The sequence below is a fragment of the Arthrobacter koreensis genome, from assembly GCF_009193255.1.
Classification (GTDB): Bacteria; Actinomycetota; Actinomycetes; order Actinomycetales; family Micrococcaceae; genus Arthrobacter_B; species Arthrobacter_B koreensis.
The window spans coordinates 62903-76591 of sequence record NZ_WACG01000003.1 but is presented as its reverse complement, the minus strand read 5'-3'; the positions used below and the strand labels follow the sequence as shown (position 1 = coordinate 76591).

The following is a 13689-nucleotide window of genomic DNA, read 5'->3' as shown; positions in this document are numbered from 1 at the left end:
CAGCGAAACCACTTGCACTCTCTGGTATCGGCAGACGTGCGGTTAGCGTTACACGTTTGGGGGCTGGAGTGCCAAAAAAGTTAAGCTAAAGCCGGCAGTTGAAACAAACCTATATCTATGAACGGAAATCATGCGCGTCCACATCGCCACCGACCACGCCGGACTTGAACTCAGCGCCCACCTCCAGGAACACCTTGCAGCCGCGGGCTACGACGTCGTAGACCACGGGCCCAAGGAGTACGACGCCGAGGACGACTACCCCGGCTTCTGCATCGACGCCGCAAAGGCCGTGGTGGCCGACCAGGAGGCCGGGATCGAAGCCTTGGGCATTGTCCTGGGCGGCTCCGGCAACGGCGAGCAGATCGCCGCGAACAAGGTCCACGGCATCCGTGCCGCCCTGGCCTGGAATCTGGACACCGCCCGTCTGGCACGCCAGCACAATGACGCGAACGTCGTCGCTGTCGGCGGACGGCAGCATTCACTGCCTGAGGCAACTGAAATCATCGAGGCGTTCCTTGCCGAACCCTTCAGCCGAGCCGAGCGTCACGTTCGCCGGATCGCGCAGATCGCCGAATTTGAAGCCAACGGCACCATCGCAGCGCACTAATGCCTGAAGGGCATTCGATCCACCGCCTTGCCCGGCAGTTCACTTCGGTGTTCGCCGGGCAGGCGCTGCAGGTTTCCAGCCCCCAGGGCCGTTTCGCGGCCGGCGCCGCGCGGCTGGACGGTCATGTCCTGACCGGAGCGCAGGCGCACGGCAAGCAGCTCTTCCTCGAGTTCGACAACGACCTGTTCCTGCGGATCCATCTGGGGCTGTACGGTGCCTTCGATTTCGGCGGGGATGAGTCTTTCCGCGGCGCCTCAAGCATTGGTGCCCCGCGCCGGGTGGGGGAGCAGGAAGCCCCGGACGACGGCGGCTTGGGCACCTACACCGGTCCGCCACCGCCCAAGGGGGCCGTCCGGGTGCGCCTGGTCTCGCCCCATGGCTGGGCGGACCTGCGCGGGCCGACGGCGTGCGAAGTCATAACGGACGCGGAACGGCACGTGGTGCTGCAACGGCTGGGTCCTGATCCGCTGCAGCAGGCCAAGGACGGTGCCGAGGACTTCGCCCGTCGTCTAGCCAGCCGAGGGTCGCCCATAGCTGCGCTGCTGATGAACCAGGAAGTCCTGGCGGGGGTGGGCAACGTCTACCGGGCCGAGGTGCTTTTCCGGCAGCGCATCTCTCCGTGGACGACGGGAAGGTCCGTGCAGCCGGAACAGGCGCACGCACTCTGGAACGACATCGTCGATGTCATGGCCGACGGCGTTGCGCAGGGCCGCATTGTGACGACCCTTCCCGGGGACCGGAGTGACCAGGCTGAGCCGGTTCCGGTCTCGGAGGCCCATTACGTGTACAAGCGCCAGGGCCTGCCGTGCCGGATCTGCGGCACGGACATTGCCCTGACGGAGATGGCGGCGCGCAAACTCTACTGGTGCCCTTTTTGCCAGGCCGGTTAACCAGGCCTCGGCGGGCACGAAAAAGGCCCCCGGTCCACCTCCGGTAACCATTGGTCTCGGTGGTGGAACGGGAGCCTGTGCGGAATAATTCCGTGGAGGGGATGACGGGAATCGAACCCGCGTAATCAGTTTGGAAGACTGAGGCTCTACCATTGAGCTACATCCCCGGCGCCGTAAGGCAGGATTTACCTTAGCACGGTAATTCGGAGGATGAATAATCGGCGGCTTCCCTCCTTCCTGACGGGTCAGCGGAGGGTCTCGGCGCCTCGGAATTGTGCATGTGGAAGTCAATGCCGGTAGGCTGTCAGGTGCACTGACGGGGTGTAGCTCAGCTTGGAAGAGCGCCTGCTTTGGGAGCAGGAAGTCGCAGGTTCAAATCCTGTCACCCCGACTCTGTATAAACGACGGTGCAGACCAACCCCAGAACCCTCAGGAGAACTAACGCTGTGAAGAGCGCTGTAGAAAACCTCACACCCACGCGGGTAAAGCTCAACGTAGAAGTTCCGCTTGAGGAATTGAAGCCGAGCATCGACGAGGCCTACAAGACCATCGCCACCCAGGTGCAGGTCCCCGGCTTCCGCAAGGGCAAGGTCCCCAACAAGCTCATCGATCAGCGCGTTGGCCGCGGCTACGTCCTCGAAACCGCCATCAACGACGGCCTGAACGGTTTCTACCAGGCAGCAGTCCAGGAGACGGGCATCCGTCCGCTGAGCCGCCCTGAGGTCGAGATCAGCGAAGTTCCGGACCCCACCTCCGACGAGGGCCAGCTGGTCTTCAACGTAGAGCTGGACATCCGTCCCGAAATCGAGCTTCCGGACTACGCCGGCATCGAGGTCACCGTTGAGCCCGCCGAAGCCAGCGACGCGGACATTGAAAAGGCCCTCGAAGAGCTGCGCGGCCGCTTCGGCACCCTCAAGAGCGTCGACCGTCCGGCGGCTGAAAATGACTTCCTCACCATGGACCTGGTTGCCAAGGTCGACAGCGAAGAGGTCGACTCCGCTTCGGATCTGTCCTACCAGGTAGGCGCCGGAACCATGCTCGAAGGAATGGACGAAGCCGTCACCGGCCTCTCCACCGACGAATCCGCCACCTTCACCACGAAGCTTGCAGGCGGCGAGCACGCAGGCGCCGACGCCGAGGTCACCGTCACCGTCAAGGCCGTCAAGGAGCGCGAGCTTCCCGAGGCCAATGATGACTTCGCGCAGCTGGCCAGCGAATTCGACACCATCGCTGAACTGCGCGAAGACCTGGCCAAGCGCGCTGCCGAAGCCAAGGTCATGGAGCAGGGCGTTGAAGCCCGCGACAAGGTCCTCGAGAAGCTCCTCGAAATGATCGAGGTTCCGGTTCCGGAGTCCGTCATCGAAGAGCAGCTGGACCAGCACTTCAACTCCGAGTCGGCACATGCGGCCGGTGAAGACCACGACACCGAAGAACACCGCGCCGAGATCCGCGAGAACACCGAGCAGGCGTTCAAGAACGAGATCATCCTCGACGCCGTTGCTGACAAGGAAGAAGTCGGCGTCAACCAGAACGAGCTCATCGACTACATCGTTTCCATGGCCGGCCAGTACGGCATGGATCCGAACCAGTTCGCCCAGCTCATCGATCAGGGCGGCCAGGTCCCGATGATGGTTGGCGAAGTCCGCCGCCGCAAGGCCCTTGCCAAGGTCCTGGAACTGGCGAAGGTCACCGACACCACCGGTGCCGACGTCGACCTGACCGCCTTCGTGCGTCCGGAAGGCGAAGAAGCAGCCGCTGAAGCCACGGAAGAGGCCAGCGAAGAAAAGGCATAGCCGCTGGCTGCCCGGGACGTTTTCCGGGCGCAGCGAGATGGAGCACCGCAGCATGCTGCGGTGCTCCATCCCGTTAAAGGCACCAGCCAGCGGCGCATTCAGCCCGCCCCGCGCCCCGCCCCGGCAACGTGCGCCGTCAGCGAACAGCGCGCGTAACGGGAGCAAAAGACCGGCGGGAACGGTTAGTGTCCAAGAAGAGATAAACGGCGGGAGCTGGGGCGGTGCATCAAGGGCACCAAAACCAGACCCTCTCCGCCAGAGCGAGAGGTCACTCAGTATGGCAAATGCACCCAGCACACCCACTATGGCTACTGTGGACCCGGCCAGCCGGGATGACTACATCTACAACCGGCTGCTGAAGGAACGGATCATCTGGCTCGGCTCGGAAGTCCGGGACGACAACGCCAACGCGATCTGCTCCCAGCTTCTCCTCCTCTCAGCCGAGGACCCGGAGAAGGACATCTTCCTCTACATCAACTCTCCCGGCGGGTCCGTCACTGCCGGCATGGCGATCTACGACACCATGCAGTTCATCCCGAACGACGTCGTCACCGTCGCCACGGGACTGGCTGCTTCCATGGGCCAGTTCCTGCTCTCCTCCGGCACCAAGGGCAAGCGTTACGCAACCCCGCACGCCCGCATCCTGATGCACCAGCCGTCGGGCGGCATCGGCGGCACCGCCTCGGACATCCGGATCCAGGCAGAACTGATCCTGCACATGAAGCAGGTCATGGCCGAGCTCACTGCCGAGCAGACCGGACAGACCGTTGAGCAGATCCTGAAGGACAATGACCGCGACAAGTGGTTCACCGCAGAAGAGGGCCTGGCTTACGGCTTCTTCGACAAGATCTCCGCTCATGCCGGCGGCGTCACCGGCGGCGGCGGAACCAACCAGGACCAGGACGGCGAGCAGGACTAGTCCAGCTCCCAGCCGGCCAGCGCACCACAGACTTCAGGAGTAAAGCAATGAACCACAATTTTGGAACCCCGGGCAGCATGGCACCGCAGATGCCGTCCAGCCGCTACGTACTGCCGCAGTTCGAGGAGCGCACGCCCTACGGCTTCAAGCGCCAGGACCCGTACACCAAGCTCTTCGAGGACCGCATCATCTTCCTCGGCGTGCAGGTGGACGACGCCTCAGCGGATGACATCATGGCCCAGCTGCTGGTCCTGGAGTCCACCGATCCGGACCGCGACATCACGCTGTACATCAATTCGCCCGGTGGCTCCTTCACGGCTATGACTGCCATCTACGACACGATGCAGTACATCCGTCCCGAGATTCAGACCGTCTGCCTGGGCCAGGCCGCAAGCGCGGCAGCCGTCCTGCTTGCAGCCGGAACCCCCGGCAAGCGTCTTGCCCTGCCGAACGCGCGTGTGCTGATCCACCAGCCGGCACTCGGCGGCGGAGAGCGCGGACAGGCCTCGGACCTCGAAATCCAGGCCGCCGAGGTGATGCGCATGCGTACCTGGCTCGAGGACACCCTGGCACTGCACTCGAACAAGACGTCGGAGGAAGTCAACCGGGACATCGAGCGGGACAAGATTCTCACCGCAGCGTCCGCCCTGGAATACGGGCTGATTGACCAGGTCCTCGACTCCCGCAAGATCAAGACACCGGCAATCAACAAGGGCTAGCAGGATCATGACAGCCGTCCCCGCCCAGACATGGACGGGGACGGCTGTGCTGTCTGGGGCGGCAGGGCGCGTGCAGGCGGCAAGTAAAAAGCCGCACCACGGGCCCGAAATTGCTGATTACCTCACCCAAGTGTCCTAGAGTGGATCATGGTTGACTGGCATGGTTTTCCTTCCGGCACGTTTTTTCTTCGGCACGGCGCCCGCCTGACGAGGACCATCTAAAGGGGACTGAATTATGGCTCGCATTGGTGAGAGCACAGATCTGCTTAAGTGCTCTTTCTGCGGAAAGAGCCAGAAACAGGTGCGCAAGCTGATCGCCGGTCCCGGCGTTTACATCTGCGACGAGTGCATCGAACTCTGCAACGAGATCATCGAGGAAGAGCTTTCGGAGACTGCTGAAGGTGACTCCTTTGTCCTGCCGAAGCCACGGGAGATCTTCGACTCCCTGCAGGAGTACGTGATCGGCCAGGAACCCGCAAAGCGTTCCCTCGCCGTCGCCGTGTACAACCACTACAAGCGCATCCAGTCCGGCCACGCCAGCCGTTCCACGGCCAACCTCAGCGACGCCGTCGGCACCGAGGACGTGGAGATTGGCAAGTCCAACATCCTGCTGATCGGTCCCACAGGCTGCGGCAAGACCTACCTCGCACAGACCCTGGCCCGCAGGCTGAACGTCCCGTTCGCCGTTGCGGACGCGACGGCCCTGACCGAGGCAGGCTATGTGGGCGAGGACGTTGAAAACATCCTTCTCAAGCTCATCCAGGCTGCTGACTATGACGTCAAGAAGGCCGAGCAGGGAATCATCTACATCGACGAGATCGACAAGATTTCCCGTAAGAGTGAAAACCCCTCCATCACCCGTGATGTCTCGGGTGAGGGTGTCCAGCAGGCCCTGCTGAAGATCCTTGAAGGCACCGTGGCCTCCGTACCGCCGCAGGGCGGACGGAAGCACCCGCACCAGGAATTCATTCAGATCGACACCACGAATGTCCTCTTCATCGTGGCCGGTGCCTTTGCCGGCCTCGAGGAAATCATCGGGTCCCGCTCGGGCCGCAAGGGCATCGGCTTCGGTGCCCCGCTGAACGAGACCAGCAAGGACACGGACTCCTACGCGGACGTCATGCCCGAAGACCTGCTGAAGTTTGGCCTGATCCCCGAATTCATCGGCCGCCTCCCCGTCATCACCACCGTGTCCAACCTGGACCGCAAGGCGCTGATCCAGATCCTCACCGAGCCGAAGAATGCGCTGGTCAAGCAGTTCCAGAAGATGTTCCAGCTCGACGGCGTGGAGCTGGTCTTTGAACCGGAGGCACTGGACGCCATTGCGGACCAGGCCCTGGGCCGCGGAACCGGCGCACGCGGACTGCGCGCCATCCTGGAGGAAGTCCTGCTGCCGGTGATGTTCGATCTCCCCAGCCGCGAGGACATTGCCCGTGTGGTGATCACCCCTGAGGCGGTCACGGAGAAGGCCGAACCGACGCTCATTTCCCACGACGTCATTGCGAAGCGCCGGAATAAGTCAGCCTGATTGCGCGCTGGCGCAAGTGGGACATGATTTCCGGTCCGCACCGATTCTTAACGAGGAGTAAGCCTGTGCCCGAAAATACTGCTGTTGCCGATTTCTGGTTCGATCCCACCTGCCCGTTCGCCTGGGTGACCTCACGCTGGATGGGCGAAGTCGAGCAGGTTCGAGACGTCCGCACCGAATGGCACGTCATGTCCCTTTCCGTGCTCAACGAAGGCCGTGACCTAGCCGAGGATTACCGTGCACGGATCGACAAGGCCTGGGGTCCGGTCCGCGTCATCATCGCGGCAGCAGAACTGCATGGCCCGGAGAACATCAAGAAGCTCTACGACGCCATGGGCACCCGCATCCACGTCCAGGGGATGAAGGACTATGACGCAGTCATCGTGGAGTCCCTCGCCGAGGCAGGCCTGCCGGCCGACCTGGCCGACGTCGCCGCCACGGATAAGTTCGACACCCAGCTGCGTGCCTCGCACCAGGAAGCGATCGACAAGGTGGGCGACGACGTCGGAACCCCGGTGGTCGCTTTCAACGGCACGGCCTTCTTCGGTCCGGTGCTGACCCGGATCCCGCGCGGCGAGGAAGCCGGGAAAATGTTCGACGGGGCTCTCGCGCTGGCCTCGAACCCGCACTTCTTCGAGATCAAGCGCAGCCGCACAGAGGACCCGCAGTTCGACTAAACGCAGAACAAAAAAGTGCCCGGCCGGATCGAATCCGGCCGGGCACTTTTGTGCCTTGTGCTGCTTACTCCGCGGGAGCCAGCTCGACGCCGCTGACGGACAGCTCGCCGTCGCCGGACACCAGCTCAAGGTTCCGCACGTTGCCCGCTGCCAGCAGATCCGGCAGGCCTGCACGCAGGCGTTCCACCTGGGCCGCGGGGGCGGTGACGGCCGCGTTGAGAACCTCGGTGCGCTGCTTGACCTTGGCCTCGGACTTGGCCTTGCGGATGCCGCCCAGAGCCTGGGCAACGGTTCCGAGAATTGCTGCGTCGGCACCGGAGACGCCGGCGGCCAGGCCGTCGACGGTGGGCCAGGACGCGCGGTGGACGGATCCGGCGCGCCACCAGCTCCAGACCTCTTCGATGGCGAAGGGCAGGAACGGGGCGAACAGGCGGAGCAGCGAGTCCAGGGTGGTGGCCAGGGTGGCCAGCACCGAGGCCTGCTCAGCGCCGCCGGCAGCACCGTAGGCGCGGTCCTTGATCAGCTCAACGTAGTCATCCGTGAAGGACCAGAAGAAGGACTCGGTGATCTGCAGCGCCCGTGCGTAGTCGTAGCTCTCGAACGCCTTGGTGGCGTTGTTGACCACGTCCACCAGCTGCACGAGCAGCGACTGGTCCAGCGGATTGGTGATCGCCGAGGTGTCAGCATCAACCACGTTGGCTTCGGTGGCGCCGAGGTTCAGGACGAACTTGGAGGCGTTGAGCAGCTTGATGGCCAGGCGGCGGCCGATCTTCATCTGGGCGATCTCGTAGGCCGTGTCGGCGCCCAGGCGGGCCGAGGCAGCCCAGTACCGGACGGCGTCGGACCCGTACTCGTTGAGCACATCGGTGGGTACCACCACGTTGCCCTTGGACTTTGACATCTTCTTGCGGTCGGGATCCAGGATCCAGCCGGAGATTGCCGCATGCTTCCACGGGGCAGCGTGCTGCAGGGCATCGGCGCGCACCACGGAGGAGAACAGCCAGGTCCGGATGATGTCGTGTCCCTGGGGGCGCAGGTCAAACGGGAAGACCTTGGCGAAGAGGTCCTCATCCACACCCCACCCGCCCACGATCTGCGGGGTGAGGGAGGAGGTTGCCCAGGTATCCAGCACATCGGCGTCGCCAATGAAGCCGCCTGGCTGGTTGCGCTGGGACTCTTCGTACCCCGGTGCCGGGTCGGCTGCCGGATCAGCCGGCAGGGACTCGAACGACGGCAGGATCGGGTTGTCATAGTCCGGGTTGCCGGAGGCATCCAGCGGGTACCAGACGGGAACCGGCACGCCGAAGAAGCGCTGACGGGAAACCAGCCAGTCCCCATTGAGGCCTTCGATCCAGTTCTCGTAGCGGGAGCGCATGAACGCGGGGTGGAAGTCGATTTCCTTGCCGCGGGATATGAGCCGTTCGCGGCGGTCGGCATCGCGGCCGCCGTTGCGGATGTACCACTGGCGGCTGGTGACAACTTCAAGCGGCTTGTCGCCCTTTTCGAAGAAGTTCACCGGGTGGGTGATCTTCTTGGGTTCGCCGTCCAGATCGCCGCTCGCGCGGAGGAGTTCCACGACGGCCTCCTTGGCGCTGAAGACGGTCTTGCCGGCGACTGCGGCGTAGTTCTCCTGCGCGGCGGGGGTCTTGATCCACTCGGGCGTTTCCGTGAGGATGCGGCCGTCACGGCCGATCACGGCGCGGGTGGGCAGGTTCAGCTCGCGCCACCAGGTGACGTCGGTGAGGTCGCCGAAGGTGCAGATCATGGCGATGCCCGAGCCCTTGTCCGGCTTAGCCAGCGGGTGCGCCTTGACCTCGACCTCGACGTCGAACAGCGGGGACGTCACCGTGGTGCCAAACAGGCGCTGGTAGCGCTCGTCGTCGGGGTGTGCCACGAGTGCCACACAGGCCGGCAGGAGCTCCGGGCGGGTGGTCTCGATGAAGATCTTCTCGCCGTCGGGCGCGTGGAAGCTGACGCGGTGGTACGCGCCAGGCTGTTCGCGGTCTTCGAGTTCGGCCTGGGCCACGGCGGTGCGGAAGGTGACGTCCCACAGGGTGGGGGCTTCGGCCATGTAGGCGTCGCCGGCCTTCAGGTTCTCCAGGAACGCGCGCTGGCTGGCGGCGCGGGAGTGGTCGTCAATGGTGCGGTAGGTGCGGGTCCAGTCGACGGACAGGCCAAGGGTGGAAAAGAGGTTCTCGAAGACCTTTTCGTCCTCAACAGCCAGCTCTTCGCAGAGCTCGATGAAGTTGCGGCGGGAGATGACGTCGAAGTCGCGCTGGTTCTTCGGGGCCGTTGCCGGGGGACGGTAGTCCGGGTCATACGGCTTGGTGGGATCGCAACGCACGCCGTAGTAGTTCTGCACCCGGCGTTCAGTGGGCAGGCCGTTGTCATCCCAGCCCATGGGGTAGAAAACGTTCTTCCCCTTCATGCGCTGGTAGCGGGCCAGGACGTCGGTCTGGGTGTAGGAGAACATGTGGCCCACGTGCAGGGAACCCGATGCGGTCGGCGGGGGAGTGTCGATCGAGTAGACCTCTTCCCGGACCGTGTCCGGGTTGAAGGCGTAGGTGCCTTCTTCGCGCCAGCGGCGGCTCAGGGTCTCTTCCAGCCCTTCGAGGGCGGGTTTGTCAGGAACGGAAACGGTCGCAGCGGGCGTGTCTGTGCCCGGGATATTGTCAGCCATGGGGCCATTCTCCCACGGGCGCCGGTGCCGCCGTCATCTGTGTCGCGGCGCCGTGCCGCATGGCCCCGCCTGGACCTTTCCGGTGCGTGCGCAACCGCCTAGCATCCGTGTATGGCTGATATCGGCAGGCTGGATCCGTCCCAGGTGCGCGTTCGGCGCATCTATGCAGAGCCCGACGGCGGCTTCCGGGTACTTGTGGACAGGCTCTGGCCCCGCGGGGTTTCCAAAGCCCGGGCGGAGCTTGACGAGTGGCTCAAGGACGCCGCCCCGAATAACGAGCTGCGCCAGTGGTTTGGCCATCGGTCCGAGCGCTGGGAAGGCTTCACGGAGCGCTATATCCAGGAGCTCGAGGGCAACAGAGCCGTGGCTGACTTCGCAGCCCAGTGTGTGGGCCGGCCGGACACTGTCCTGCTCTTCGCTGCGCGGAACGAGGAAGAGAACGAGGCTGTGGTGCTGCGGGACTATTTGCTGGGCCTGAACCTGACATAGCTGTAGCCCACCAGGGCGATCGCAATGCAGCCGGAGAGGATGAGCGCCGTGCCCGTGGTCCAGCCGCCCGGAAGCCACCACTGATCTTCCAGGGGCCACCAGTCCGGCACCGTGCGCCACAGTCCCCAGGTGATTCCGGCAGCGATGAGGGTGGAAGCACTTGCCAGGGCGATGATAATACGGGCCCAGGACTGCACGCCCTGCTCGGCAGCACGGTAGGCCTGCACCTTGACCGGGTGCAACCAGCGGTTGGCCCAGTGGTAGCGCAGGGACAAGATGGCCAGGCCGGCAACCAGCATCAGCAGACCCGGTCCCGGCAGGACGAGTGCGGCAGCTCCCAGCACAATGAGGGTCCAGCCGGCCACTTCGATGCCCGTGCGGCGGACCCATGCAGGGATTCTGTCGGTGCGCGGCATGGAACTAGCTTTACACAGCCCTCTTCCGGGACCGAGGCGGCGGGTCTGCCTAGGGGGTAATCCTGGGGGGGGTAATCCTGGGGCGAGCTGCGCGCTGGGTCCCTGTCTTCGATGGGCTTCCTGCCGCTGGCGGTGCGGGAGTTCCCATTCTCTGTATTGCGGGTGGCGCGGGTGGGGTGTCGGCTGTCCGCTGGTCCCCAGTCTCTGTTACGGGTGGGACGGGTGGGGTGTCGGCTGTGCGGTGGTTCCCAGTCTCTGTTGCGCGTGGGACGGGTGGGGTCACACAGATATGCAGCGACAACGGCGGGTGGGAAGCCGCGAGCCGGGAGTTGTCCACCGGCGCCGTGTCTTCCTCCACGGCTCCGGACCCAGGGAGTGAATCCCCACCGCGTCCACAGGTTCGGCCCCAGGCCGCACTCGTTGCGCATGCCCGGTCCAAGCTTGGATGGTGGAGCCTCCGAAAGCCGTACAGGCGCTAAGAACAGTGCACCCGATAGAAGCAGTGTGCCGGGCACACTATGGAGTGATCAGCGTCGGGGCGCTCGCAGCCAACGGGTTCGGCCGTGCCAGGGCGACGGCTGCGCAGCGCAGCGGCGTCCTCCAGCGCGCCGGGCGCGGGTACTACAGGCTTCAAGATGCTCCTCCGGAGCTGGTTGCGGCGGCTTCACTCGGGACCTCCCTCACATGTGTCTCAGCTGCTCAAGTCCAGGGCTGGTGGGTCCTGGAGTCGCCGGAGGTCCTCCATCTGAGAGCCGACAAGGTTGTAAACATGCCCGGAATCTGTCTCCATCGGGGTAGAAGGTCGGCGGCGAGGCTGGTGTGTTTGCCGGCGGACGTCGTCATGGACGCCTTTCGGTGCCTTCCTCCGCTGCAGGCACTGGTGATTGCCGAATCTGCCGTCGCCCGTAACGCCGTCTCGAAGGCCGCACTGATCCGAGCCTTTAACCGGCCACAGGACTGGCGGGTCCGTGCACTTCTCGAGGGATTCGGCCGGAGGACGGCATCTCCGCTGGAAGTCTGCGCCCGCTATCACCTCTGCGCTGCTGGGTTTAAGATCCAGCGGGAAGTGGTGGTGGAAGGTGTGGGCAGGGTCGATTTCCTGGTTGGGGACCGGCTCATCGTCGAACTGGACGGTTACGAGTTTCACAGCGGCCGCGCTGAATACCGGAATGACCGGGCGAGATGGAACCGGGCTAATGCCCGTGGGCTCGTAACGCTGCGCATCACCGCGGAGATGATCCTGCGCCGCCCGGAGGAGTTCATCCGTCTGGTCCGGGCCGCTCTGGCCCGTACCTAAAGCACCGCCGAGAATGTTGGGAATCCCAGCCGTCGTTGCGTGCGGCGCTGATGGGGTCTCAGCTGTCTCGCCAGTAGCGGAGCCTGGGAATCCGTGCAGGACGGCGTCCCGCGGGTCACTTCTGCCACGGAGCCTGGGAAGCCATGCTCGAACCGGACCCTGGCAGCCACACACGTAACGACGGCTGGGAAACTGCACGGGCACGAGGTCTCATCAGCCACACACGTAACGACGGCTGGGAAACTGCACGGGCACGAGGATCCCCAGATGTGAAACACCGCGGCCGCTGGAAAGGACTTGCTGCCGCGGGGGAGTGTCTCCGAGAGGACAGACCTTCATCGCAAATGTCCCCTCGGGCGGTGAACTCGACGCTCCCACTCGGGGGCAGAAGCCGTCCTGGGGCTGTCCCGCCTTCCCAGAGTCTGTGACGGATAGTGACCCTTGGGGTCTCATCTGCCAAACCAACAACGAGGGCTGGGAAACTGCGCCGTCACGCGTCCCGGCGGCCACGCCAGTAACGAGGGCTGGGAAACTGGGCCGTCACGAGGTCCCGGCAGCCACAGGAGTAACGAGGGCTGGGAAACTGGGCCGTCACGCGTCCCGGCGGCCACGCCAGTAACGAGGGCTGGGAAACTGGGCCGTCACGCGTCCCGGCGGCCCCGCCAGTAACGAGGGCTGGGAAACTGCGCCGGCACGTGCGCCGGCACGAGGTCCCGGCGGCCATACCAGCAACGACGGCTGGGAATCAGCCCAGCACACGCCGACGGCACCCCCCGGCGACACAGCACGACGCGCACCGGGGCCAACCCTGAGGCGGTTCGCTAGGGTAGCGGTCATGACAAACAAGCGCGTGGTAGTGACCGGAGCAAGCTCGGGAATCGGTGCGGCAGCAGTCCGTGCCCTGCGGAAGACGGGCTGGGACGTCATCGCCGTCGCCCGCAGGGAAGACCGGCTGAAGGACCTCGCAGAGGAAACCGGTGCGCGGACCATCGCCTGCGACGTCACCGACCGCAGCTCCGTGGAGTCCCTGGCCCGCCAAGTGCTCGCTGATGGGGGAGTGGACGCCATCGTGAATAACGCCGGCGGCGCCTTTGGAATGGACCCGGTGGCAACCGGCGATCCGCAGGACTGGGTTCGGATGTACAACGTCAACGTCCTGGGCGCACTGAACGTCACGCAGGCCTTCCTGCCTGCCCTGCGCGAGAACGGTGAGGGGTCCATACTGATGCTGACCTCCACCGCCGCGCTCGCAGCCTATGAGGGCGGAGCCGGCTATTGTGCCGCCAAGGCAGGCGAGGAAGCGATGACACAGGCACTGCGGCTGGAGGAAGCCGAACACAACGTGCGCGTCATCGAGATCCTGCCCGGCATGGTCAAGACCGAGGAGTTCTCCCTGAACCGTCTCGGCGACGCAGCTGCGGCGGAGAAAATCTACGCCGGCGTCGAGAAGCCGCTCACCGCTGACGACGTCGCGGACGTGATGGCCTACGCCTTGAACGCGCCCCACCACGTCAACCTGGACCAGGTGGTCATCCGCCCGGTGGCCCAGGCCGCACAGCACAAAGTCATCCGCCGCTAAGCTGTGGCCGGCCGGGGCTTCGACAGACGCCCCGGCCGTGGCCTAAACTGGCCCAAGCAGCTTTGACCCGGCCATCACCGGTGAGCTTCCGGAAG

At 64.6% G+C, this 13689-nt stretch carries 12 protein-coding genes and 2 tRNA genes; 11 read left to right on the top strand and 3 right to left on the bottom strand.

Going from position 1 to position 13689, the window contains the following annotated elements; all coding sequences use genetic code 11:
• The first annotated feature begins 130 nt into the window (after positions 1-130).
• Positions 131-607 carry a ribose-5-phosphate isomerase gene (locus tag GD628_RS10280; protein WP_152274659.1) on the top strand — a complete coding sequence of 159 codons (477 nt, stop codon included), beginning with the start codon at positions 131-133 and terminating at the stop codon, positions 605-607.
• Positions 607-1497 (top strand): Fpg/Nei family DNA glycosylase, encoded by an 891-nt coding sequence (locus tag GD628_RS10275; RefSeq protein WP_091604180.1) that lies wholly within the window; start codon positions 607-609, stop codon positions 1495-1497. The genes GD628_RS10280 and GD628_RS10275 overlap by 1 nt, the downstream gene beginning before the upstream one ends.
• 93 nt (positions 1498-1590) lie before the next feature.
• Here GD628_RS10275 and GD628_RS10270 read toward each other — a convergent pair.
• Positions 1591-1664: transfer RNA gene (locus GD628_RS10270), tRNA-Gly, on the bottom strand.
• A 150-nt stretch (positions 1665-1814) separates the two neighbouring features.
• Here GD628_RS10270 and GD628_RS10265 point away from each other — a divergent pair.
• From GD628_RS10265 to GD628_RS10240, 6 genes are all read left to right on the top strand, one after another.
• Positions 1815-1888, top strand: a tRNA-Pro gene (locus tag GD628_RS10265).
• Between the two features lie 55 nt (positions 1889-1943).
• Positions 1944-3290 (top strand): trigger factor, encoded by a 1347-nt coding sequence (gene tig / locus GD628_RS10260; RefSeq protein ID WP_152274658.1) that lies wholly within the window; start codon positions 1944-1946, stop codon positions 3288-3290.
• A 304-nt stretch (positions 3291-3594) separates the two neighbouring features.
• Positions 3595-4209 carry an ATP-dependent Clp protease proteolytic subunit gene (locus GD628_RS10255; RefSeq protein WP_091604185.1) on the top strand — a complete coding sequence of 205 codons (615 nt, stop codon included), beginning with the start codon at positions 3595-3597 and terminating at the stop codon, positions 4207-4209.
• 47 nt (positions 4210-4256) lie between these two features.
• Complete coding sequence (locus tag GD628_RS10250; RefSeq protein WP_226802483.1) at positions 4257-4928, top strand: ATP-dependent Clp protease proteolytic subunit; 672 nt, start codon at positions 4257-4259, stop codon at positions 4926-4928.
• A gap of 235 nt (positions 4929-5163) precedes the next feature.
• On the top strand, positions 5164-6456 hold the full coding sequence (gene clpX / locus GD628_RS10245; protein WP_091604188.1) for an ATP-dependent Clp protease ATP-binding subunit ClpX: 1293 nt from the start codon (positions 5164-5166) through the stop codon (positions 6454-6456).
• Positions 6457-6521: 65 nt separating this feature from the next.
• Positions 6522-7133, top strand: coding sequence for a mycothiol-dependent nitroreductase Rv2466c family protein (locus GD628_RS10240; RefSeq protein ID WP_152274657.1), 612 nt, complete (start codon positions 6522-6524; stop codon positions 7131-7133).
• Between the two features lie 64 nt (positions 7134-7197).
• Here the strand turns inward: GD628_RS10240 and valS are convergent, their stop codons facing one another.
• Entirely contained in the window at positions 7198-9813 is a 2616-nt protein-coding gene (gene valS / locus GD628_RS10235; RefSeq protein WP_152274656.1) for a valine--tRNA ligase, read from the bottom strand.
• A 111-nt stretch (positions 9814-9924) separates the two neighbouring features.
• On the opposite strand from valS, the gene GD628_RS10230 reads away from it, so the two are divergent.
• Complete coding sequence (locus GD628_RS10230; protein WP_152274655.1) at positions 9925-10302, top strand: DUF488 domain-containing protein; 378 nt, start codon at positions 9925-9927, stop codon at positions 10300-10302.
• Here the strand turns inward: GD628_RS10230 and GD628_RS10225 are convergent.
• Entirely contained in the window at positions 10275-10718 is a 444-nt protein-coding gene (locus GD628_RS10225; protein ID WP_091604201.1) for a PGPGW domain-containing protein, read from the bottom strand. The two genes, GD628_RS10230 and GD628_RS10225, sit on opposite strands and share 28 nt — an antisense overlap.
• Positions 10719-11559: 841 nt before the next feature.
• Here GD628_RS10225 and GD628_RS16495 point away from each other — a divergent pair.
• Both GD628_RS16495 and GD628_RS10215 read left to right on the top strand, forming a co-directional pair.
• Entirely contained in the window at positions 11560-12015 is a 456-nt protein-coding gene (locus tag GD628_RS16495; protein ID WP_193313243.1) for a DUF559 domain-containing protein, read from the top strand.
• 835 nt (positions 12016-12850) lie between these two features.
• A complete protein-coding gene (locus GD628_RS10215; RefSeq protein ID WP_152274653.1) occupies positions 12851-13594 on the top strand; it encodes an SDR family oxidoreductase in 744 nt (247 codons plus the stop codon).
• Positions 13595-13689: the final 95 nt, after the last annotated feature.

What these genes read in the sequence shown, in the direction of transcription:
- GD628_RS10280 (WP_152274659.1), top strand. Translation starts at nt 131, where the DNA reads ATGCGCGTCCACATCGCCACCGACCACGCCGGACTTGAACTCAGCGCC.
- GD628_RS10275 (WP_091604180.1), top strand. Translation starts at nt 607, where the DNA reads ATGCCTGAAGGGCATTCGATCCACCGCCTTGCCCGGCAGTTCACTTCG.
- GD628_RS10255 (WP_091604185.1), top strand. Translation starts at nt 3,595, where the DNA reads ATGGCTACTGTGGACCCGGCCAGCCGGGATGACTACATCTACAACCGG.
- GD628_RS10250 (WP_226802483.1), top strand. Translation starts at nt 4,257, where the DNA reads ATGAACCACAATTTTGGAACCCCGGGCAGCATGGCACCGCAGATGCCG.
- clpX (WP_091604188.1), top strand. Translation starts at nt 5,164, where the DNA reads ATGGCTCGCATTGGTGAGAGCACAGATCTGCTTAAGTGCTCTTTCTGC.
- valS (WP_152274656.1), bottom strand. Translation starts at nt 9,813, where the DNA reads ATGGCTGACAATATCCCGGGCACAGACACGCCCGCTGCGACCGTTTCC.
- GD628_RS10230 (WP_152274655.1), top strand. Translation starts at nt 9,925, where the DNA reads ATGGCTGATATCGGCAGGCTGGATCCGTCCCAGGTGCGCGTTCGGCGC.
- GD628_RS10225 (WP_091604201.1), bottom strand. Translation starts at nt 10,718, where the DNA reads ATGCCGCGCACCGACAGAATCCCTGCATGGGTCCGCCGCACGGGCATC.
- GD628_RS16495 (WP_193313243.1), top strand. Translation starts at nt 11,560, where the DNA reads ATGGACGCCTTTCGGTGCCTTCCTCCGCTGCAGGCACTGGTGATTGCC.
- GD628_RS10215 (WP_152274653.1), top strand. Translation starts at nt 12,851, where the DNA reads ATGACAAACAAGCGCGTGGTAGTGACCGGAGCAAGCTCGGGAATCGGT.